Annotated in this window: 22 protein-coding genes; 8 read left to right on the forward strand and 14 right to left on the reverse strand. The window is 59.6% G+C overall.

Annotated elements, in window-relative coordinates; translation table 11 throughout:
• The first annotated feature begins 49 nt into the window (after window positions 1–49).
• The 4 genes from nirD to mgtE all read left to right on the forward strand — a co-directional run bounded on the left by nirD (window position 50) and on the right by mgtE (window position 4,220).
• Window positions 50–367 carry a nitrite reductase small subunit NirD gene (gene nirD / locus ACW5W8_RS05040; protein WP_041202829.1) on the forward strand — a complete coding sequence of 106 codons (318 nt, stop codon included), beginning with the start codon at window positions 50–52 and terminating at the stop codon, window positions 365–367.
• A 57-nt stretch (window positions 368–424) separates the two neighbouring features.
• Entirely contained in the window at window positions 425–1,237 is an 813-nt protein-coding gene (gene nirC / locus ACW5W8_RS05045) for a nitrite transporter NirC (RefSeq protein ID WP_498626722.1), read from the forward strand.
• 12 nt (window positions 1,238–1,249) lie between these two features.
• Window positions 1,250–2,650: a siroheme synthase CysG gene (cysG, locus tag ACW5W8_RS05050; RefSeq protein WP_498626723.1), complete on the forward strand. Its 1,401-nt coding sequence runs from the start codon at window positions 1,250–1,252 to the stop codon at window positions 2,648–2,650.
• Between the two features lie 145 nt (window positions 2,651–2,795).
• Window positions 2,796–4,220 (forward strand): magnesium transporter, encoded by a 1,425-nt coding sequence (mgtE, locus tag ACW5W8_RS05055; protein ID WP_498626724.1) that lies wholly within the window; start codon window positions 2,796–2,798, stop codon window positions 4,218–4,220.
• A gap of 84 nt (window positions 4,221–4,304) precedes the next feature.
• Here mgtE and ACW5W8_RS05060 read toward each other — a convergent pair whose 3' ends face one another.
• The 4 genes from ACW5W8_RS05060 to ACW5W8_RS05075 all read right to left on the reverse strand — a co-directional run bounded on the left by ACW5W8_RS05060 (window position 4,305) and on the right by ACW5W8_RS05075 (window position 9,037).
• Window positions 4,305–5,270, reverse strand: a complete 966-nt coding sequence (locus ACW5W8_RS05060) for an ABC transporter permease (protein ID WP_498626725.1) — start codon at window positions 5,268–5,270, stop codon at window positions 4,305–4,307.
• Between the two features lie 2 nt (window positions 5,271–5,272).
• The gene (locus ACW5W8_RS05065) at window positions 5,273–6,388 is read right to left on the reverse strand and encodes an ABC transporter permease (protein WP_498626726.1); all 1,116 of its coding nucleotides are present in this window, start codon (window positions 6,386–6,388) and stop codon (window positions 5,273–5,275) included.
• On the reverse strand, window positions 6,388–7,953 hold the full coding sequence (locus tag ACW5W8_RS05070) for an ABC transporter ATP-binding protein (protein WP_498626728.1): 1,566 nt from the start codon (window positions 7,951–7,953) through the stop codon (window positions 6,388–6,390). The genes ACW5W8_RS05065 and ACW5W8_RS05070 overlap by 1 nt, the downstream gene beginning before the upstream one ends.
• A gap of 85 nt (window positions 7,954–8,038) precedes the next feature.
• On the reverse strand, window positions 8,039–9,037 hold the full coding sequence (locus tag ACW5W8_RS05075; RefSeq protein ID WP_429156567.1) for a BMP family lipoprotein: 999 nt from the start codon (window positions 9,035–9,037) through the stop codon (window positions 8,039–8,041).
• A gap of 506 nt (window positions 9,038–9,543) precedes the next feature.
• Between ACW5W8_RS05075 and uvrD the strand changes: the two genes are divergently transcribed.
• Window positions 9,544–11,715, forward strand: a complete 2,172-nt coding sequence (uvrD, locus tag ACW5W8_RS05080; protein WP_498626729.1) for a DNA helicase II — start codon at window positions 9,544–9,546, stop codon at window positions 11,713–11,715.
• 63 nt (window positions 11,716–11,778) lie between these two features.
• Window positions 11,779–12,963 carry a hypothetical protein gene (locus ACW5W8_RS05085; protein WP_498626730.1) on the forward strand — a complete coding sequence of 395 codons (1,185 nt, stop codon included), beginning with the start codon at window positions 11,779–11,781 and terminating at the stop codon, window positions 12,961–12,963.
• Window positions 12,964–13,255: 292 nt separating this feature from the next.
• Here ACW5W8_RS05085 and ACW5W8_RS05090 read toward each other — a convergent pair whose 3' ends face one another.
• Window positions 13,256–13,483 (reverse strand): hypothetical protein, encoded by a 228-nt coding sequence (locus tag ACW5W8_RS05090; protein ID WP_498626731.1) that lies wholly within the window; start codon window positions 13,481–13,483, stop codon window positions 13,256–13,258.
• A 109-nt stretch (window positions 13,484–13,592) separates the two neighbouring features.
• The gene (locus ACW5W8_RS05095; protein WP_362785704.1) at window positions 13,593–14,030 is read right to left on the reverse strand and encodes a DUF2846 domain-containing protein; all 438 of its coding nucleotides are present in this window, start codon (window positions 14,028–14,030) and stop codon (window positions 13,593–13,595) included.
• Between the two features lie 213 nt (window positions 14,031–14,243).
• Between ACW5W8_RS05095 and ACW5W8_RS05100 the strand changes: the two genes are divergently transcribed.
• Window positions 14,244–14,726, forward strand: a complete 483-nt coding sequence (locus ACW5W8_RS05100) for a hypothetical protein (protein WP_498626764.1) — start codon at window positions 14,244–14,246, stop codon at window positions 14,724–14,726.
• A gap of 174 nt (window positions 14,727–14,900) precedes the next feature.
• Here the strand turns inward: ACW5W8_RS05100 and ydfZ are convergent, their stop codons facing one another.
• Entirely contained in the window at window positions 14,901–15,098 is a 198-nt protein-coding gene (gene ydfZ / locus ACW5W8_RS05105; protein WP_498626732.1) for a putative selenium delivery protein YdfZ, read from the reverse strand.
• A gap of 311 nt (window positions 15,099–15,409) precedes the next feature.
• On the opposite strand from ydfZ, the gene ACW5W8_RS05110 reads away from it, so the two are divergent.
• The gene (locus tag ACW5W8_RS05110; RefSeq protein WP_498626733.1) at window positions 15,410–15,910 is read left to right on the forward strand and encodes a DUF1993 domain-containing protein; all 501 of its coding nucleotides are present in this window, start codon (window positions 15,410–15,412) and stop codon (window positions 15,908–15,910) included.
• A gap of 101 nt (window positions 15,911–16,011) precedes the next feature.
• Here ACW5W8_RS05110 and ACW5W8_RS05115 read toward each other — a convergent pair whose 3' ends face one another.
• The 7 genes from ACW5W8_RS05115 to ACW5W8_RS05145 all read right to left on the reverse strand — a co-directional run bounded on the left by ACW5W8_RS05115 (window position 16,012) and on the right by ACW5W8_RS05145 (window position 21,811).
• Window positions 16,012–16,524: a cupin domain-containing protein gene (locus tag ACW5W8_RS05115; protein WP_498626734.1), complete on the reverse strand. Its 513-nt coding sequence runs from the start codon at window positions 16,522–16,524 to the stop codon at window positions 16,012–16,014.
• A 26-nt stretch (window positions 16,525–16,550) separates the two neighbouring features.
• Window positions 16,551–17,063, reverse strand: coding sequence for a cupin domain-containing protein (locus ACW5W8_RS05120; protein WP_139437876.1), 513 nt, complete (start codon window positions 17,061–17,063; stop codon window positions 16,551–16,553).
• A gap of 229 nt (window positions 17,064–17,292) precedes the next feature.
• Window positions 17,293–17,958 carry a DUF3313 domain-containing protein gene (locus ACW5W8_RS05125; RefSeq protein ID WP_498626736.1) on the reverse strand — a complete coding sequence of 222 codons (666 nt, stop codon included), beginning with the start codon at window positions 17,956–17,958 and terminating at the stop codon, window positions 17,293–17,295.
• A 389-nt stretch (window positions 17,959–18,347) separates the two neighbouring features.
• Window positions 18,348–19,478, reverse strand: coding sequence for an ABC transporter substrate-binding protein (locus ACW5W8_RS05130; RefSeq protein WP_498626738.1), 1,131 nt, complete (start codon window positions 19,476–19,478; stop codon window positions 18,348–18,350).
• A gap of 57 nt (window positions 19,479–19,535) precedes the next feature.
• Complete coding sequence (locus tag ACW5W8_RS05135; protein WP_498626739.1) at window positions 19,536–20,171, reverse strand: LysE family translocator; 636 nt, start codon at window positions 20,169–20,171, stop codon at window positions 19,536–19,538.
• Between the two features lie 40 nt (window positions 20,172–20,211).
• Window positions 20,212–21,033, reverse strand: coding sequence for a helix-turn-helix transcriptional regulator (locus ACW5W8_RS05140; RefSeq protein ID WP_498626741.1), 822 nt, complete (start codon window positions 21,031–21,033; stop codon window positions 20,212–20,214).
• Window positions 21,034–21,094: 61 nt separating this feature from the next.
• On the reverse strand, window positions 21,095–21,811 hold the full coding sequence (locus tag ACW5W8_RS05145; RefSeq protein WP_498626743.1) for a substrate-binding periplasmic protein: 717 nt from the start codon (window positions 21,809–21,811) through the stop codon (window positions 21,095–21,097).
• Window positions 21,812–22,108 lie beyond the last annotated feature (297 nt).

Raw genomic sequence — 22,108 nt, forward strand, 5'->3', positions numbered from 1 at the left:
GCGCCCTGCTCGATAGCCAGTCCATCCAACTCGAGGTGGAGATTAAGCGATGAAACTTGCCTGCCAACTCAACGACATCCTGCCGGGAACCGGCGTCTGTGCACTCATTGAGGGTCGTCAGATCGCTCTGTTCCGCCCGAGCGCGGCGGCCGAGGTGTTCGCCATCGACAACCGGGATCCCTTCTTCGCCGCCAACGTGCTGTCGCGGGGCTTAATCTGCGAACACGACGGCGAGCTCTGGGTCGCCAGCCCGCTCAAGAAGCAGCGCTTTCGTCTGAGCGATGGCCACTGTTTCGACAATCCTGCGATGTCGGTTCAAAGCTACCCCGTTGAAGTGCGCGACCAGCAGGTCTGGGTCGCCGTCTAAAACCGATTTCACTCTCTTTCGGGCTGCCTGTGGGCAGCCCTTTCAAGGACTCACAAGATGTACACGGAAACCATTAACAAGTGCGCCGCCAACGCGGCCCGCATCAACCGCTTCGAGCGCAGCGACAAGCTCGGCTTCTGGCTCAGCTCCGCCATGGCGGGGGCCTATGTGGGCCTCGGCATCATCCTCATCTTCACTCTCGGCAATCTGGTGGATCCGAGCATCCGACCGCTGGTGATGGGGGCCACCTTCGGTATCGCCCTGACGCTGGTGATCATCGCGGGCTCCGAGCTCTACACCGGCCACACCATGTTCCTCACCTTCGGGGTGAAAACGGGCAAGATCACCATGGCCGACCTGCTGCGCATCCTGCCCCAGACCTGGGTGGGCAACCTGCTGGGCTCCGTCCTGGTGGCGCTCATCTACTCCTACGGCGGCAGCCTGCTGCCGGATGCGGGCAGTCTGGCCCACAAGGTGGCACTGGCCAAAACCCAGGCCCCGGCGCTGACCCTGTTTATGAAGGGGATCCTCTGCAACTGGCTGGTCTGCCTCGCCATCTGGATGGCGCTGCGCACCGAAGGGGCGGCCCGCTTCATCGCCATCTGGTGGTGCCTGCTGGCCTTTATCGCCTCCGGCTACGAGCACTCCATCGCCAACATGACCCTGTTCGCCCTCTCCTGGTTTGGCGCCCACTCCGATGCCTACACCCTGGGCGGCATCGGCCACAACCTGCTGTGGGTAACCCTGGGCAACACCGTCTCCGGCGTCCTCTTTATGGGCCTCGGCTACTGGTATGCCACCCCGAAAGCTGAGCGCCCAGTCGCGGTGAGCGAGACCACCAGCACCGCCAACCAGACCCGAACCGCCTGATCCGGAGGCCCCATGGACTACTTGCCCATCTTTTGCCGACTCGACAACAAACCCGTGCTGCTGGTCGGCGGCGGCGAGGTGGCGGAGCGCAAGGCACGCCTGCTGCTGGATGCCGGCGCCCACCTCACAGTCGTAGCGCCCGAGCTCGCCCCCGAGCTGGCGGAACTGGCTGCCAACGGCGACATCGAGTGGCTGGCCGGTGAATTTGCACCGCAGCAACTGGCGGGCAAGTGGCTGGTGGTGGCCGCTACCGATCGGCGCGAGGTGAATGCGCTGGTTTACCAAAGCGCCAATCAGGCGCGGATCTTTGCCAACGTGGTGGATGACCCGAAACGCTCCAGCTTCATCATGCCGTCGATCATCGATCGCTCACCGCTGATGGTGGCCATCTCCTCCGGCGGCAAGGCACCGGTGCTGGCCCGCTTGCTGCGGGAAAAACTCGAAGCTCTGCTGCCGCAACATCTGGGGGCCGTGGCGACCTTTGCCGGCAGCCTGCGGGAGCGGGTCAAGGCCCGCTTTGCCACCATGGGGGAGCGGCGCCGCTTCTGGGAGCGGCTGCTCGGGGCCGATCGGCTCGGTCAGGCGCTGGCGCGGGGCGATAGCGCCTCTGCCAACCAGCTGGCCGACAACCTGTTTGCCGACGAGAGCCAGAGCGCTGGCGAGGTGGTGCTGGTGGGAGCCGGCCCCGGTGATCCGGGCCTGCTCACCCTGCACGCCCTGCGCCAGATGCAGCAGGCTGACGTGGTGGTCTATGACCGGCTGGTCTCCGACGAGGTGATGGCGCTGGTGCGCCGGGATGCCAAGCGGATCTTCGTCGGCAAGCAGGCGGGCAACCACTGCGTGCCGCAGGAGGGGATCAACCAGCTCTTGCTGGAGGAGGCGCAGAAGGGGCAACGGGTAGTGCGGCTGAAGGGGGGCGACCCCTTTATCTTCGGCCGTGGCGGTGAGGAGCTGGAGACGCTGGTCGGCAGCGGCATCGGTTTTCAGGTGGTGCCGGGGATCACCGCGGCCAGCGGCTGCGCCGCCTACGCCGGCATTCCGCTGACCCATCGCGACCACGCCCAGAGCGTGCGCTTCGTCACCGCCCACGGCAAGGGGGGCGCCCGGGATCTCGACTGGCCGCTGCTGGCCAAAGATCGGCAGACGCTGGTCTTCTATATGGGGCTCTCCTCCTGCGCCACCATCCGCAAGCAGCTGCTGGCCCACGGCAAGGCGAGTAATACCCCGGTGGCGCTGATCGAGCGCGGCACCCAACCCTGCCAGCGGGTCATTCGCGGCACCCTCGATGAGCTGCCCGCGCTGGCGGTGGGGGTCGCGAGCCCGGCGCTGATCATGGTGGGCTCGGTAGTGACCCTGGCCGACCGACTCGCCTGGTTTGGCGAGGCCCCGCAGCGCCAGCGAGCCCTCGCCTGAGGGAGACTCGGCAACTCACAATGAGGCCACCAGCAGGTGGCCTCACTTTTACCCCCTCTTCTCACATCACGGTCATAACCTGTTGTTTTAAGTCTGGTATCCTATGGGCATTGAGCCCTTGGCTACCATCTCAGGAATTCATCCCATGTCTCTTCCCATCAAGAACAGCGCCCGGCAGCGCGCGGATGACAGATCCCGCATTCTCACCCTGCTGCTGCGCGATGATGCCCTCACCGACAGCCTGCTCGACCCGCAGGTGATGCAGGATGCCGAGCAGCGCGATCAAACCAGCGAACTCACAATGCTGGTCAACGGGCTGCCCGCCGCCGACGTCGCCGATGCGCTGGAGTCGCTGCCGCCCGATGAGCGTCATGCCCTGTGGGCACTGGTGGAAGAAGAGAAGCGCGGCCAGATTCTGGTCGAAGCGTCGGAGACGGTGTGGGACAGCCTCATCAGCGGGATGAGTGACAAGGAGCTGCTGCACGCCCTGCGCACCCTGGATATCGACGACCAGATCTATCTGGGCCAGTACCTGCCGCGCAACCTGATGGGACGGCTGCTCACCTATATGGCCCCCGAAGAGCGGGATCGGGTGCGGGAGGTGATCCGCTACGGCAAGCACACCGTCGGCGCCATGATGGACTTCGAGATCATCACCATCCGCCCCGAGGTGACGCTCGCCACCGTGCAGCGCTATCTGCGGCTGCGCGGCAAGATCCCCGCCAACACCGACAAGCTGTTCGTCATCGATCGCCGCAACCACCTGCTGGGGGAGCTGGCCCTAACCACTGTACTGCTGCACAAACCCGCCACCTTGGTGAGCAACGTGATGGAGCGGGATCCGGTCACCTTCGATCCGGAGGATAACGACGAAGCGGCGGCCCGTACCTTCGAGCGGGATGACCTGCTCTCCGCCGCCGTGGTAGATGGCAAGGGCAAGCTGATGGGCCGCCTCACCGTCGAAGAGGTGGTGGATCTGGTCTATGAGGAGAGCGACACCGACCTGCGCCGGATGGGCGGTATCAGCGAGGATGAAGACGTGTTCGCCCCTGTCAACAAGGCGGTCAAGACCCGCTGGGCCTGGCTCGCCATCAACCTTTGCACCGCCTTTGTCGCCTCGCGGGTGATCGGCCTGTTCGAGCACACCATCTCCCAACTGGTGGCACTGGCGGCGCTGATGCCCATCGTCGCCGGGATCGGCGGCAACACCGGCAACCAGACCATCACCATGATAGTGCGGGCGCTGGCGCTGCAGCACATTCAGGCGGGCAACCTCTCCTTCCTGCTGCTGCGGGAACTTGGCGTCGCCTTTATCAACGGGCTGGTGTGGGGCGGCACCATGGGCATTGCCACCTATCTGCTCTATCAGGATGCGGCGCTCGGCGCCGTGATGACCCTGGCCATGATGCTCAACCTGCTGGTGGCGGCGTTGATGGGGGTGATTATCCCCATGACCATGACCCGCCTCGGCCGCGACCCGGCGGTGGGAGCCAGCGTGATGATCACCGCCATCACCGACACCGGCGGCTTCTTTATCTTCCTCGGGCTGGCGACTATTTTCTTGCTGTAACCAGCCACCCAATCCATAAAAAACAGGCCCACCGAAGTGGGCCTGCTGTTATCTGGGTGGTCGGGAATATCGCGATAAAGGGCGCTACTCCCGCTCCTTCACATAGGGTGTGCCGAGCGCCTTCGGCGCCACCGCACGGCCGATAAAGCCGGCCAGCAGGAACACGGTCAGGATGTAGGGCAGCGCCTCGATGGCCTGTACCGGGATCGGGAAGTCGCCGATGGTCACCCCTTGCAGACGGATGGCGACCGCATCAAGGAAGCCGAACAGCAGGCAGGCTGCCATGGCATTCCAGGGGCGCCACTTGCCGAACACCAGCGCCGCCAGCGCCATAAAGCCCTTGCCCGCACTCATGTTGGGGATGAACTGGGCCGTCTGGGCTACCGCCAGATAGGTGCCACCGATGCCGGCCAGCAGGCCGCCGATGATGAGCGCGGTGTATCGCATCCGCACCACCGAGATACCGGCGGTATCTACCGCTGCCGGCGCCTCGCCCACCGCCCGCAGCCGCAGACCGAAGCGGGTACGGAACATCACCCACCAGGCCAACGGTACGGCGGCGAACGCCACGTACTCCAGCAGGGAGTGGCCGCTCAGCAGCTCGCTGTAGAGCTGGCCAATCACCGGCACATCCCACAGCTCCTTGGCATAGGGGAAGTCGATGGGAGCGAAGCGGGCATCACCGGAGAGCGCCGGGGTCTGGCCACCCTGATCGAACCAGTAACGGCCCAGAGTGACGGTCAGACCGGCCGCCAGAATGTTGATGGCCATCCCGCTCACCACCTGATCACCGCGGTGGGTGATGGTGGCAAAGCCGTGCATCAGGGCAAACAGCACCGAGATGGCAATCCCGGCTCCCAGTCCCACCCAGGCGGAACCGGAGACCGCAGCCGCCGCACCACTGGCGAACGCCGCCGCCAGCAGTTTACCTTCCAGCGCAATGTTGACCACCCCGGAGCGCTCGCAGAACATGCCGGCCATGGCGGCCAGAATGAGGGGTGGCGCGGTACGAATGGTCGCATCCAGCATCAGGATCAGAATTTCAAACATGATCAGGCCCCCTTAACTTGCGCAGAGCGGTTGGCAAACGCCAGATAGAGCTGCTCGATGCGCGGACGCATCATGTGCTCCAGCGCGCCGCAGAACAGGATCACCAGACCCTGCAGCACCACGACGATGTTGCGGTCGACACCGAATTCGAAGCTGAGCTCGGCGCCCCCCTGATAGAGAAAACCGAACAGCAGGCTGGCGATGATGACGCCGACCGGGTGGTTGCGCCCCATCAGCGCCACCGCGATACCGGTGAAGCCGAACCCTTCCACGAAGTTGAGCTTGATCTGGTGCAGTTCACCCTGCAGCACGTTGAGGGCGAAGAAGCCCGACAGCATGCCGGAGATCACCATCGCCAGGATCACCACCTTGGGATAGGAGATACCGGCGTAGGCGGAGGCACTCTGGCTGGCGCCGACCGAGCGGATCTCGTAGCCCCAGCGGGTGTGCCAGATAAAGACCCACACCAGCGCCGCACAGATCAGCGCCCAGAAGAAGCTGATGTTGAGCGGGCTGTTCGGCATCTCGACGCCAAACAGGCTCGCCAGCCCGGTCATCTTGGGCAGCCAGCTCGCTTCGGCAAACACACGACTCTCGGTCGCCATCGAACCGGGCGGCTTGAACACCTCCACCAGCAGATAGGCCATCAGCGATGCGGCGATGAAGTTAAACATGATGGTGGTGATAACGATGTGGCTGCCGCGCTTGGCTTGCAGCCAGGCCGGAATAAAGGCCCAGGCCGCACCAAACAGACCACCGGCAATGATGGAGAGCGGCAACAGCAGGGAGAACGGCAACACATCGCCGAGGGTCAGGCAGACCAGACCGACACCCAGACCACCGATATAGGCCTGACCTTCACCGCCGATGTTGAACAGGCCGGCGTGGAAGGCGACCGCTACCGACAGACCGGTGAAGATAAAGCCGGTTGCGTAGTAGAGGGTGAAGCCAAACCCTTCACCGGTACCGAACGCGCCGTACCACATAATCTTGGCGGCATCGACCGGGTTGATCTCGAGGTAGTAGAACAGGATGGCCGACACCAGGAAGGCCAGCAGGATGTTGACCGCAGACACGACGCCCACGGAGACCCAGGCAGGAATACGTACTTGGCTCATCAGTGGGCCTCCTTGGCAACTTCATCCGGCACTATGTTCGCCATCATCAGGCCGATAGTGCGCTCGTCCGCTTTGGCGGCATCCAGCTCGCCGACGATGCGACCGTCGGCAATAACCAGAATGCGGTCAGAGAGACTCATGATCTCGTCCAGCTCCACCGAAACCAGCAGCACAGCCTTGCCCTTGTCGCGCATGGCAATGATCTGCTGGTGGATATACTCGATGGCGCCGATGTCGACCCCGCGGGTCGGCTGGCCGATCAACAGCACATCCGGGTCCTGCTCCACTTCACGGGCGATCACCAGCTTCTGCTGGTTGCCACCGGAGAAGTTGGCGGTCTTGTGATCGGGATGAGGCGGGCGCACGTCCCACTTCTCCATCTTGGCCTGACAATCCTGCTGGATCGCCTCCTTGTTTTGCAGCCACCCCTTGTTGTACTGCGGACGGCGGTGATAACCGAGGATGAAGGCCTCTTTCGCCTCGAAGCGGTTGATGAGACCCATCTTGTGGCGATCTTCCGGCACATGGCCGAGGCCAAAGTTGCGTACCATCTCGGGATCGGCCGCATGATCGGCGCTCACCTTGTGCACGCCGCTGCGGCTGCTGATGGTAAAGCCGCCCTTGCTCGGCTTGATGATGCCGCCAAGCAGGCTGAGCAGCTCGGACTGGCCGTTGCCGGAAACCCCGGCGATGCCCACCACCTCACCGGCGCGCACCTCGAAGCTGACCGATTTGACCCGCTCCACCTTGCTGGCGTCGAAGTAGCTGAGCCCCTCGACCTTCAGCTTGGCTTCGCCCGGTTGGGTCGGCCCCTTGTCGACCTTGAGGCGCACCTTGCGGCCCACCATCAGTTCGGCCAGCTGCTCCTTGTCGGTATCCTTGGTAGCAACGTGGGCCACCATCTCGCCGCGGCGCATGATGGAGACCTGATCCGTGATGGCCAGGATCTCGCGCAGCTTGTGAGTGATGAGGATGATGGTCGCCCCCTGATCCCGCAGCTTCTCCAGCACCTTGAACAGGTGATCCGCCTCTTGCGGGGTCAATACCCCAGTCGGCTCGTCGAGGATCAGGATGCGGGCGCCGCGATAGAGCGCCTTGAGAATTTCGACCCGCTGTTGCAGGCCCACCGGCAGATCTTCCACCTTCTCGTGCAGCGGCACCTCGAGACCATAGTCCCGCGCCAGCTCGCCGAGCAGCTTCTCTGCCGACGCCACGCTCTGCTGAAGGTGCCAGCCATTTTCAGCGCCGAGGATGACGTTTTCCAATACAGTGAAGTTATTCACCAGCATGAAGTGCTGGTGCACCATGCCCACACCTGCGGCAATCGCATCTTGTGAACCGTGGGGTTTGAAAGGTTTCCCGTCGATCAGCATCTCGCCTTTATCGGCATGATAGAAGCCGTAGATGATGCTCATCAGAGTGGATTTACCGGCGCCGTTTTCACCAACGATGCCGTGTATACTGCCTTTGCGAACCTTAAGGTCGATCAGCTTGTTGGCGTACACTTCGCCGAACCGCTTATCGATACCTCTTAATTCGATGGCATAGCGATCTGTCTGGTCCATGATGCAGCCCTGCGTTTCATGAAATAAGACTAAAAACCGGCCCGTGCGGGCCGGTGGTGCGTTGAGAGTCGTAGCAACTATCTAATTAGTATTTGCAGGTGTTATCGCTCATGTAGTCATGAACCTTGACCTTGCCAGCGATGATTTCAGCCTTGATGGCATCCACCTTGGCTTTCATCTCCGGGGTGATCAGCTTCTCGTTGTCTTTATCGAGCGCCCAATCCACACCGCCTTCGGCCAGACCCAGGTTCTTGATACCCGGCTTCCACTCGCCTTTGGCAGCGTCATCCCAGGTTTGGTAAGCGGCCAGACCCACAGACTTGACCATGGAGGTCAGCATGGTGCCCGGTTGCAGGTGGTTCTGGTTGGAGTCTACGCCGATGGCAAACTTGCCGCTGTCCTTGGCTGCCTGATAGACACCGATACCGGTGCCACCTGCGGCGGCATAGACAACGTCAGCGCCCTTGGCGAACTGGGACTTGGCCAGCTCGGCACCCTTGGCCGGGTCAGCAAACGCGGCCGGGGTGGAGCCCGCCATGTTCTGGAACACTTCGATCTTCGGATTGACGTACTTGGCGCCCTGCTCGTAACCGCACTGGAATTTGCGGATCAGCGGGATATCCATGCCGCCCACGAAGCCGACCTTGCCGCTCTTGGAAGCGATGGCAGCCAGTGCGCCCACCAGGAAGGAACCTTCATGCTCCTTGAAGATGACGGACTGGACGTTCGGCTTGTCAACCACCATGTCGATGATGGTGAACTGGGTTTTCGGGAATTCGGTCGCAACCTTCTCTACCGCAGAACCCATGTTGAAGCCGACCGCCACGATCGGGCCGTTGCCACGGCTGGCCAGACGACGCAGACCCTGCTCGCGCTGGGCTTCGTTCTGGGGTTCAAACTCTTTGACCTTTACCCCTTTGTCCTTGTTGTAAAGCTCAACGCCGTTACGGAACACGGCTTCGTTGAATGATTTGTCATACTTGCCCGCGGTGTCATAGATCACAGCCGGCTCGGAAGCGGCCTGAGCAGAGAGAGCAGCGAGAGTGAGGGAGGCCACAGTGGCCAGCTTGAGCACTTTAGTCACGATCGTATCCTTGATTGTTATTAAGTGAGGGAACTTGCTTGCCTGTCAGAGCAGGCTATCTAGCACGCAGGCTTACTCTAAGTCAGCCCCGATGCGGGTCAAGCAAATGATAAGGGAAAAACGTTTGCGTTAACGGTTTGAATTATAAGCAAATAACCTTATAAGCAGTTGTTTTTTAGCTACTTTTCAGTTTTTTATGCTACCAATCAAAAGACCCAAACGACATTTCTCTTATTGTTCAGCAAGTTACTGTAAACCGTTTTCCCCTCTTATTCATCCGCCCCCCCTGTCAGCCCGTGATCCGGCTCGCAAAATCGCCACAAACAGCGCGAGCAAGGGTTGGCTACAGCTGGAAACCTCCTCGCCATCCTCTTTCTGCGCCAGCCAAAAATGGCTGCACCGGCGCTCCCGCGAGCGCCCATCTCACCCCTCCCCCCGAGTTTGGATTTGGTCTGGCAGGGGGATGGCCGTATAATCCCCGCCTGTATAAATAAACAGGAGTGGTGATGGACGTTTCAACCCTGCTCGACGGGCTCAATGACAAGCAAAGAGACGCGGTGGCGGCCCCCCGCAGCAACCTGCTGGTGCTGGCCGGTGCCGGTTCGGGCAAGACCCGGGTGCTAGTGCACCGTATCGCCTGGCTGATGCAGGTGGAACGCTGTTCACCCTTCTCCATCATCGCGGTCACCTTTACCAACAAGGCGGCGGCCGAGATGCGCGGCCGGGTCGAGAAAGTGATCGGCGACTGCGTGCGCGGCATGTGGATTGGTACCTTCCACGGTATCGCCCACCGATTGCTGCGGGCCCACCATCTGGATGCGGGCTTGCCGCAGGATTTCCAGATCCTCGACTCAGACGATCAGTACCGCCTCATCCGCCGGGTGCTCAAGGCGCTCAACCTCGACGAGAAGCACTGGGCCCCGCGCGCCGTGATGAGCTACATCAACGGCAAGAAGGACGAGGGTCTGCGCCCCGGCGACATCGATCTCTACGGCGACCCCGTCACCCGCACCTATCAGCAGATCTACAAGACCTATCAGGAGACCTGCGATCGTTCCGGTTTGGTGGACTTCGCAGAACTCTTGCTGCGCGCCCACGAACTGTGGCTCAACAAGCCGCATATCCTCGAGCACTACCGCGACCGCTTCCAGAACATCCTGGTGGACGAGTTTCAGGATACCAACGGCATCCAGTACGCCTGGCTGCGGATGCTGGCGGGCAACAGCGGCAAGGTGATGATCGTCGGCGACGATGACCAGTCCATCTACGGCTGGCGCGGCGCCAAGATCGAGAACATCCAGCGCTTCCTGACCGACTATCAGGGCGCCGAGACCATCCGCCTCGAGCAGAACTACCGCTCCACCGCCAATATCCTCAAAGCAGCCAACAGCGTGATCGCCAACAACGCCGAGCGCCTTGGCAAGGAGCTGTGGACCGAAGGGGCCGAGGGTGAGCCGATCTCCCTCTACGCGGCCTTCAACGAGGTGGACGAAGCGCGCTTCGTGGTCGGCCGCCTCAAGGATTGGAAGGAGAAGGGGGGCTTGCTCGCCGACTGCGCCATCCTCTATCGCTCCAACGCCCAGTCGCGGGTGCTGGAAGAGGCGCTGATGCAGGATGCCATGCCCTATCGCATTTACGGCGGCCTGCGCTTCTTCGAGCGGCAAGAGATCAAGGACGCCATGGCCTACCTGCGGCTTATCAACAACCGTGGCGATGACGCCAGCTTCGAGCGGGTGGTCAACACCCCGACCCGCGGCATCGGCGATCGCACCCTCGAGATCCTGCGCGGCAACGCCCGGGATCAGGGGCTCAACCTGTGGCAATCGGCCAAGGCCCTGCTCAATGACAAGGTGCTGACCGGTCGCGCCGGCAATGCGGTGCGCGGCTTTGTCGAACTGATCGACGCGCTGGAGGAGCAGGTCTCCCTGCTGCCGCTGCACCAGCAGGCGGATATCGCCATCCAGAACTCCGGCCTCAAGGCGATGTATCTGGCGGAAAAAGGCGAGAAATCCCAGGCACGGGTAGAGAACCTGGACGAACTTGTCACCGCCTGCCGCCAGTACCAGCGCCCGGATGAGCTGGAAGATATGAGCGATCTCTCCGCCTTCCTCGCCCACGCAGCGCTGGAGTCCGGCGAGAATCAGGCGGACGAATATGCCGACGCGGTACAGCTGATGACATTGCACAGCGCCAAGGGCTTGGAGTTCCCGTTGGTGCTGCTGGTCGGTGTCGAGGAAGGAATGTTCCCCAGCCAGCAATCGACCGAGGAGTCGGGCCGGCTGGAAGAGGAGCGCCGCCTCTGTTACGTCGGCATGACCCGCGCCATGGAGAAGCTCTACATCTGTTATGCCGAGAGCCGCCGCATCTATGGCCGTGAGATGTTCCACAAGCCGAGCCGCTTTATCCGCGAGATGCCTGCCGAATGTCTGGAGGAGATCCGGCTGCGCACTCAGGTTAGCCGCCCCACCCAGTACGGCCGCTTTAGCCAGAACGAGGTGCAGCAGAGCTTTGACGCCAGCGGCATCAAGCTCGGCCAGCGGGTGCTCCATCCGAAATTCGGCGAAGGGGTGGTACTCAACTTCGAAGGGGTTGGCCAGCAGAGCCGGGTGCAGATCCAGTTCGATGACGTCGGTGCCAAGTGGCTGGTGACGGCGTATGCCAGATTGGAAGCGCTTTGATTTTTCCCGTCTTTTGATACAACCAACCCGGCTTAGGCTGGGTTGGTGTAGCTAGAGCAGAAGATGCGAACATCCGAATACTCTGTGAGAGTCGAATGTTCCATCCTTTCCCCGAACAACACCAAAACTATGTCTATAAAAATAAATCCCGATCACATCCGTCGTATTCTCTCGAAATCCAGCTTTATGAATGCGAAGGCAATCAGTGGTGAGCTTTGCGCCTGCTGGCCAGAGCTATACCCACCAGAGCTACGCACTAGAATCCAAACGGCAGTTGACCAACTTTTAATCAGCCGCCCCAAAATGGTCGCACCAAATCTCCGTAACGATTGGCGCGAAGGGTTAAGTAACCGTCGTATTTTTTGGCTAGATACGGGGAACTGTTTAAAGCCGAATCGTGGATTTAAGATAACAAAACCCATACGGTCACTCGCAGATAAAATTATCAACACAGAACATGAAAAGTTCGATTCAAATAATATAGATACTCATGAGCGTCACAATAAAAATATACAAGATGCAATCACACAGACTAAGTCAAGTAACCCCAAAACCGTCGCAAAAGCAATGATCAAGGCTGATCGCCATTTTTATGCAGGATTTGATATTGAAGGATTAGTTGAAAATATCTGTCTCACTTTACATCGATGCCAAGGTGATAAAAAGAGCATTACTAAGTCATCCGTTAATATGGAAAAAAATGCCTACCACCAAAATAAGAAATTACAAATAGTCCCTGATGCTAAGCCTGATATTACTAAGTTAGAAGATATCACTGAAGCTCCAAAGCTTGATAGGTTGATCAAGCCTATAGCCGCAAACCAGTTACTCTCATATCCTAAAAATGAAACAGCTAATGCTAGCAAATCAGAGCGCCTACGAATTGAGACGACCGGAAAAGCGATCCTCACTCAAGCAGAGCAGGAGCGTTATAATCTATTTTGGGTCGTATCAGGTATGTTAAACCGTGTTGTTGGTTGGTCGGTATTCGATGTGGATCATGCAGAATCGATATTTAGTTACGGGATAGCGGCGATACATCCTGATAACCTTCAGATCCTTGAAAACGGCCTTAACCGCTCTAAAAATTGGCGAAGTCACCGTAGATTTACAATGATTGAACAGGTAGATCATATCCGTATGACTGTGGCTAGACGTTCAGATCCACTGACCAGTGCAGAGAGACAGAGCTTAGAACTTGCGCTGAACATGTTAAACCTAATCTGGAATACAAAGGCTGTAGTATAAAACCTGATTATATTCATCCTTACTGTTAGCTTTATAACATTTAAAATCAAAGCGATACAGTTATATTTTTATAATGATGTTATAGCCTGTATTCGCAAATTTATTTTCATACAGCCAGTATTATGGTACTCGTCAAGTAATTCTGTAATAGGTTTGTTATAATTTCCCTTACCGCTAATCAACCAACTTCTCCCGACCTCTAGTGCCCCTTGGCCATAGAAATAAAAATAGCGGGGCACTCCTACCATTTTATCAAGTGCTTTATTGATCTGGGACAGATAGTAATTACATATCAAAACCTTAATATATCACATATTTGAAATTCAAAAGTAACTGTGCTTCCATATGTATTGGTTATATAATCCCACACATCAGCCTCTTGAAGGTTATTTTCTTTTATAAGCTCACCAATCCTTTCACAATGCTTCCTAATTACAAATTGGTGATTTTTATTGTCGTCCATTTTATACATATCAAAACGAAATATAATGGTTTTAAGACATTTTATAATTTCATTCATACAAAAAGCCTCCTTATTAATCACGAACAGCACTATAGATTGAATTTTTAACAAAAATTTTTCTGAGCAAGGAATAGTTGATATAACTATCCCTTGTTCTACAACCCGCTCATTTGACCAGCTTGCTCTCCATCACCCCTTGCTTGCCCTCCTCTTCACTGACCTGACTAAGCTTGGAGCGGGCCATTAGCAGGCCCATCTTGACCTCTTGCCAGACGTAGTAGTTTTTACCCGCCTCGGTGCTGAGGGTCAGGGTGGCATCGTTCTCCGACTTGGAGGTGATGGTGTGGCTGCCCGGTGTCACCTGCTTGAGGATGTAGGTGTGGGCCACGGTATCGCCGACCGCCACGCCATCCACCAGCAGCGGCATTTTGACGGCAGCACCGAAGGTCTCATTGCGATAGATATAGAGGTTGGCCGCATCCTTGGGCGCCACAAACTGCTTGGCCTGCGCATCTGCGGTGGCATCGGCCATGGGTACGGAAGCACAACCGGAAAGCAGCGCCGCCGACAGCAGGGCGGCACTCATCATTATTTGCCTGAACATAGTTTTTGTTTTTAGTGAGTTAACGGGAAATAAAGGGTCGCATGAGGCTTTATGGCCGGGCAATCACTCAAACCACCGCCGGTGTGACGGGATTCAATATTCCGACAATTAACCGGCATGGTGTGGCACTTTGACTGTGCTACGAGCCGCGGCATACTGCCCCGTCAAAGATGGGAGTCATTAATGTCTAAATGGATACCGACACTGCGCCGGATGGGGCGCTGGTTTTTGCGAAAAACGGCGCTGGCGCTGCTGACCAGCCTGCTGTTTATGATTTCGTTCACCCTGTTTCAATACGTATCGTGGTGGCCCGCACTGACCGAGGATACTTCCCTCCAATGGGGCGGCTTCTCCTCCAGTCATACCTTGGCTGAGCTGATCCCGGCCATGCTAGAATTCAGCGCCGTGCTCGCCTGTGTTTACTTACCCCTTTTTTTGCTGATACCCCGCCCGCTGTTGTTGCCGCTCTTTGCCGGACTCTGGTTGTGGCAAACCTATGACCTCGCCTTTATGACGGCAACCGCTTCGACCTGGCTGCCATACGAGATCATCTGGAGCTTTATCCTGCCCCACACCCACTGGCTGCTGCTCACGCTGCTGTCGCCTCTGCTGCTGATCCGCCATGCAGACAGCCGGCTATTTGCGGCGGCTCCAGCCAGCCAATCAGAAATGAGCCTCCATGCTGGCAGGCCGTAAGCAACGGGATCTTTCGATGACGCTTCGCTAATCGAACCTACACGATGACTCAAAGCAGCTTGAGGCGATGTAATTGATGGGTGGGTAAAGCAGAGAGGGGAAATCAGAAACCCGGCCGCCAGATGGGCGCGACGGCCGGGTGAATTGTAAAGAGTAGGGTGACAGGGAAAGGGATCAGCCTAGTCTAATCAACTCGATGGGGGCGTAGCGCTCACCGGAGTTTGCCAGCAGCACGCACTTCTCATGCTCCGCCTGATAGGGGGTCATGTGGTCGGTGTGGGCCTCTTTCAGAAAATCGACTGCGCCAGTGGCGGCAATCATCACGCGCTGACCCTGGTTCAGCACATTGCGGTTACGGTCATAGATCTTCATCTCATTCTCCTTTTCTTGTGTCCTGGCGGATGCGCAGGCGTCTGTCCAGGACAACGGCATTCAGCCTACGCCCCTGAAAAAAGGTGATTTATGTCACAGATCAAAAAAGGGGAGATAAGGGACTCACAGGTTCAAAAAGCGAGCATGGCCGCTTGGCCAGCGGTTGTCGCGCGAAGTAGCGCTGCCCTGCCCTTTTTGTCACCAAGGGCTCGAACCCGCCAGCGGTTGGGGTATATTGGTGGCCGATTAGCCAGTTTCATTCACCGTGGCCGCGCACGCGGGCCGCTGTTTCAACAAGATGGAGAGTGCTCATGAATCGCGATATCACCGCCCAGTTCATCAAGATGCTGACCAATCTGGATCACTGTCTGGCCAAGGCCGAGGCCCACGCCGCGGCGAAGCAGTTCAACGTGGACAACTTCTTCGGCGATCGGCTGATCGTCGATATGCTGCCGCTAGCCAAGCAGGTGCTGATCTGCTGCGATTCGGCCCGCACCGTGGTCGCCACCGCCAGCCACAGCGAGCTGCCGGCCATGGGCGATGAGCCCAAAACCATCGCGGATCTGCGCGCCCATATCGGCAAGACCATCACCTATCTGCAAGGCAAGCTGGACGCGGACTACAGCCAGTATGCCAGCGGCCGTTACGTGCCCCACTGGGCGGGCGGCAAGGGGATGGATGGCCATACCTGCGTCCACGAGTACGGCATTCCCAACTTCTACTTCCACCTCACCATGGCCTACGCCCTGCTGCGCCGCGCCGGGGTCGATCTCGGCAAGCGTGACTATCTGGGCGGGCTCAACCTGCAATAAGCGCTGCACGCCACAGGCGGCGAACAGATAGCAAAAGCCTGCCACGCGGCAGGCTTTTTTATATCGGGTGGTGCTGGGCTAGTGCGCAGAAAGGCTCCGCCCTAGAAGGGGCCGTTGCGCTCGCGCAGCTTGTCGGGCAGGCCGTCGTGATCCCCCAGCTCGCGCTCGGGCACGTCGTCCCAGTTCAGCTTGCCGAGGGTGATATTGCGCTCGGGATGCACGGCGTAGTGGATGCGGTTGTCCTCCCGATCGGTGTCGCCGATGCAGAGCAGGCGGACAGTCTCTTCGGTGTTGTTGATAAAGGCGTGGGCCAGCCCGTCACCGGCCTTGAAGCCGACCGAGTCGCCCGGTTGCAGCCGATAGAGCACGCCGTCGAGCCAGACATCGGGGGTGCCTTCCAGCACGTGAACAAACTCGTCCTCGGTCTTTTCGGCATGGGGCCAGCTGGTGCGATGGCCGGGCTCGACGATCTCGTGGTGGATGCCGATGCGGCTGAAGCCAAAGTGCTTGCCGAGGGCACAACCGCGCGACAGGGGCTCCTGACTGCCGGAGTAGTAGCGCGGCGTCTGCTCTTGCAGCTCGCTCCAGTGTTTGATGCAGGGGTGGCGATTCATCGTAATTCCTTATGCTGTGGGGGCGCTCAGAAAGGGCCGTTGCTTTCGCGCAGCCGGTCGGGCAGACCATCGTGATCCCCCATGTCGCGCTCGGGCACGTCGTCCCAGTGGCGCTTGCCGATCTGGCGGTTGTACTCGGGGTGCAGGGCATAGTGGATGCGGTTATCGGCGCGATCCCTATCCCCCACGCAGAGCAGCCGCACCGGCTCATCCGTGTTGTTGATAAAGGTGTGGGCCAGCCCGTTACCGGCCTTAAAACCGACCGAGTCGCCCGGTTGCAGCCGATAAAGCACGCCATCGAGCCAGACATCGGGCGTGCCTTCCAGCACGTGGACGAACTCGTCTTCGGTCTCTTCGGCATGGGGCCAGCTGGTGCGATGGCCGGGTGCCACCAGCTCGTGGTGAATGCCGATGCGGCTAAAGTCAAAATGCCGACCCAGCGCGCTGCCGAGGGACATCTGTTCCTGACTACCGGGATAGCATCCCGGCTCCGGTTCTTGCAGCTCGCGCCAGTGTTTGATGTTGGGGTGACGGGTCATAGCGATTCCTTTTCTATGAGGATGTGGTCACGGAAGGGTCATCCTAACTGCCAAAATGTGGGGGAGAAAAGCAGAAATCGGTCGGCCCGTTGCACAGCGGATGGTGTGGTGGCGGACTCGGCTACGGGCTGAGCGCCCTGCTGGCAAGGGCTGCGAGCCATTGGCGGCGGCCCGCCAACGGGCCAATAAAAGAGGGAGCCACTGGCTCCCCTCTCGATGATGTCGGTGCTTACTTGCCAAGATTGTCGGCCAGCTGCTTGGCACGATTGGCCGCCCACTGGTCGATCATCTTCTCCATCTCCCCGGCGGTGATGGGCTCATCCTTGTGGGTGGTATCCGTGCTCTCGCGGGCATCCATCACCCGTACCAACAGCTTGCCGCTTTGGGAGTCGAGCAGTTGGGCCATGCTGCCCACCTTGAGCAGATAGGGCTCCTTGCCGATCACTTCGCGGGTGACGTTGATGGCGATCTTGGCGGGCAACAGGTCACGCAGCTTGGGGTCGGGGCGGGTCAGGTCGAAGTTGGTGACGGCGGCCTGGATCCGCATGACTTTCGGGCCGGGGGCGGTGGCAATCTTGACGCCCTGCTTGATCAGTTCGCTCTGGAACTTGTCGTGGTAGTAGCGGCCAATCTGGTTCTGTGCGTTGGCGGTCAGCAGATACCACTGACCGTTCTCCTGACGAATAAACTGCAGCGGATCGAGCAGCACCTCATTGTATTGGCGCAGATCAGCACCCGGCTCCTTGTAGACCCGCTGATTGGGGTTGCTCTCGTTCGGCTGGAAGGCGCTGAAGGGGACAGTTTGCAGCGACTGCAAGCTGTAGGAGACCTGATTCTTGACAGCGCAGCCGCCCAGAAGGGCCGCCGCCACGGCAACCATCACGACCTTTTTCATATTTGCTCCTGCATTTTACTGTTTGTTTTTGCTGTGGATTTCGCACCAAATGGCTGGAGAACCCGTGCCGGATGCAGCCAATGTCACAGACAAATAACCTATTCATCACCTTCCCACAAGGGACAGATCAGGATTGTTCAGCTCACATCCAAGTTGTCACAATTGCGGAACTTTTGTACAGGATCAGCCAGGGTATGAGCGGCAGTCTGGCGAGGGTTCGGTTGTTTAATCCGGCTACTTGGGCTGCGGAAAGCGCTCAGTTTTTTCAAACGATGGGGGCCCGTGAGCGGCGTGAGTTGAACGGGGGAATGCCCTGGAACGCGAGATGACCGATCATCAGCCATCTTGCGCAAACTTGCCTGCCGCCGGACAAGCGGCAGGCTCATTCATCAGTTATCGAGATCCCAGGGGCACTGCTTGACCAGCCCCTCTTTGCCGCTGGCGACGATCGCCTGCTGCACCATCCGTTTGTAGCGATTCTTGATATGGGCGGGCAACGCGGGCACCAGCAGCCGCTCGTCGAACTCCGGCAGCGGGCGATCCGGCAGCACCGCCTGCTCCTGCGGGCTGAGGGGCGGCCGGGAGGCCATATTGCTGGCCGAGATGGTGGGTGTGCCCACCAGCATCTGGCGTTGCAGCGGTGCGCTCAGCAGAAAATCCACAAGCAGGTAGGCGGCCTTGAGCCGTGCGGGATCATCGCCAACATGGCGAGCGATGGAGATCGCATCGAGGGCATAGATAGCCCCCTCCTGCACCATGGCGATCCGCCACTGCTGCTCGTTCTGCTTGTTGCACGCCACCAACTCCAGCCCCCAGGTGGTGGCAAAGGTCTGCTGGCGCAGATCCTCACAGCGGTTGGCCTGATTGAACCAGAAGCCGCGACTGGCTCGCAGCCGCTGCGAGAGTTGCTGCTCCACCTCTTGCTGCAAGGTCTTGTCGGCCAGCATCTCGCCACTGGCAAACAGGGCGGGCGACTTGCCCAGCGAGAGCAGCACCGAAAAGAGCAGCGGCTCGAACTGGTCGCAGAACTCGGCAAACTGGCCCGGCGGCGAGCTGTTGGCGAGCACCTGCCAACTGGTGGGCGCTTGCGGCACCTGCTTGCTGTCATAGGCGAGGCTGAACATGGCATAGGAGAAGGGTACCGAGTAATTGCGCTCCCCCTGCTTGTCATACTCGGTGTTCTTGAGGGCGGGCTTCACCTCGGCGTAGTGTTGCAGGCGGCTGAAATCGATGGGGAGCAGCAGCTTGAACAGCGGCTGGTGATGGGCCTTGTAAAAGTAGCTGGTCGGCAGCACCACATCGGCGCTGCGGGTGCGCAGGGCGCGGTAGACGCTGTCGAAATCGGTCAGCAGCGGCTCGATCCGGCTGACCGTCGCCTCCACCCCATGGGCTTTGGCATAGTCGGCAAACTGTTGTTCATAACCCGCTGGCAGATAGCCCCACTCCAGCAATTTGAGCTGAACCGGGGCCGCCAGCGCCGGGGTCATCCCCAACAACCAGCAAAGAGGCAGTAGACGCATGACCGGGCACTCCTGACAGGTAAACCTTGTTGGAGTATAGGCCCATGCGCCGACTCGTCAGGCCACCAGCTCGGCCCCCATGCTCGCCAGAATGGAGAGGCTGACCACCGCAAACAGCACGCCGGTCACCAGATTGAGCGGCCGCTGCACCCGCAGCAGCAGGCGCTGGGCGCGATCGGTGGAGAGGCTCCACGCCAGCAACCCGAACCAGCAGAGGGAGATGATGAAGAGCTCGCCCACCAGCAGGCTGCGGGTCATTCCGTCCACCTCTGGCGTCACCATGGCGGCCAGCAGACCGATAAAGAACACCAGCGCCTTGGGGTTGAGCAGGTTGGTGGCAAGGCCAGTGCGCACGCCCCTGCCCCAGCCGCGCAGCTCGTTGGCGGCGCTGGCCATCAGGGTACTGCTCTGTTGGCGAGCCGCCATCAGAGCACCCCACCCCAACCAGCCCAGATAGAGGGCGCCGCAGCACTTGATCACCATAAACAGCAGCGGGTGGCTGGCGATCAGCATGCTGATCCCGGTCAGGCTCAGGGTGGCGTGCACCATGATCGCCAGCGAGATGCCCAGCGCCGCGCCAAGGGCGGTCGGCCGGTGCAGGCTGGTACGCAGGATCAGGGCGAAATCGGGGCCGGGGCTGGCCAGTGCAATCAGGTGCATCAGGCCGAGAGTAATGAACAGATTGGTCAGCATAACAACTCTCGCTTTAACGACGGAGAGCCAGCATGGCGGATCAGCGGGGGGCGCGGCTTGTAAAAGATTGCATCTGGGCACGAAATTCGGCAGGTGTCAGACCGAATGCCTGGCGAAAGCCGTGGTGGAAGTGACTCTGATCGAAAAAGCCAACCGCCAGCGCCACCTCGCTCACCGCCATCCCGCTCGCCAGCAGCCGCTTGCCCTGCTCCAGCCGCAGCCGTTTCAGCCAAGCGTAGGGGGTCATGCCGCTACGCTTCTTGAACTGGCGCAGGAAGGCGAAACGGTCGAGCCCGAGCAGCCCCGCCAGCTCTTCCAGCGAGTGGGGCTCGTCGAGGGCGGCCATCAGGTAGTCGCGCAGGAATCGCAATTGGGGATCCGCCAGCTGGTGTACCTCGGGCGCCAGTTGCAGCAGCTCCCCGAGCAGGGCAAGCAGCTGCCCCTCGATCAGCAGGCCATCAGCCTGCGGGTTGTCGAGGTAGCTGTGCAGTTGGGCAAAGCCCTGATAGAGGTCGGGGCGACTCTGCAATCCCTTGTCGAAGAAGGGTTCCGGCTGCTCCGGCAGCCAGAACGCCAGCTGCTGCGGATCGATGGCGAAGACCCGCACTTCGTACCCTTCCGGTAGCAGGCTGAGGCCGTCGTGCACCTCGTCCGGGTTGACGGTAGAGAGCACCCCGCGCACCAGGGTGTGGCTGTTTCCTTTGTGGATAAACTTCTGGCCACCCCGCTGCACCAGCCCGATATGGTAGTCGAGATGGACATGGCGGCCGTAGCTGAACGCCCTGTGATGGGAGTGTGACAGCTCGACCCCCGGCAGAAGCGGGGATTGCCAGTAGCGGATCAGGGAATCAGTGGTACTCATGGGCTATAGATACACCGCAAGCAAGCCGGGGAGCTTGTAGATTATTGCACGCATCCCCCTCTCAACGCCCCCACAGCCGTGGGGTCGACTCCACCAGCGAGGCGAGCGGCACCTGCTCCACCACCTGGCGCATACGTGCAGCCAGCTCGGGGTTGCTATCCCCCAGCGATCTGGTCAGCACGATATGCACCTGCAGCGGAGTGACCGGCAGGTAGATGAGGCGGGTCGCCGCAGGGAGCCTGTCGCGAAAATGGTTGGCGGAAATATCGTTGGAGAAGAGCGCAGCATCGATGCGCCCGCGCAGCAACTTCTGCATGTTGCCATGCTCCCAGCTGAGCTGGGAGAGGGTGTCGATATGGATCTGCGGATGCTGCAAGAGCGGCGGCACGATCGCCTGACTCGACCAGCCGATGGTGGTGCCGAAGAGATCTTCCTGCCGTTCGACCGCATGAAGTCGCGATGGTACCAGTACCACCAGCACCGGCCGCAGCAGCAACAGGTGGGGGTCGATATAGCGAAAGTGACGAGCACGCTCGGGACTGTAACTCAGCAGCGGAGTCAGATCGCACACCCCGGTCTCGAGGTTACTGAGCAGCCGCGCCACATTGAGCCCCTGCCACTCGATGGTACGCCCGATCGCGGGTTCGATATGGTGGCGAAAGTAGTCGATCACCGGCCCGGAGACCTTGCCCTGCTGATCGATGGTGACCAGCGGCGCCAGCTGGAAGACACATCCCCGCAGTGGCGCGTTGGCCGCCACGGCCTGGCTGATGGTCATAAGAGGGAGAAGAAGTGCAGATAGCAGTAATACCAAACGCGTGCCCGAACGAGAGATGCCCATAGGTGCCGACCCGATGCCCTGATAGCCATCAGCATGGCACAAGGCAAAGGGGCGGGCTATCCGCTCCCGCCGCGCTTCGACCTCTTGCCCCCCCAACTCCCATGACCAATGGGCCCCCGTTTTATTGTGGTGAAAATCAATAATTCCGCGGCTTTGATGGATTTTGGTCTCTTGAGATATAGTGCGGCCCCATTCATTAAACCGGCGGGTGAGCGCCCCGCCGGACAGGTAGAT

This window comes from Aeromonas aquatilis (assembly GCF_054052405.1).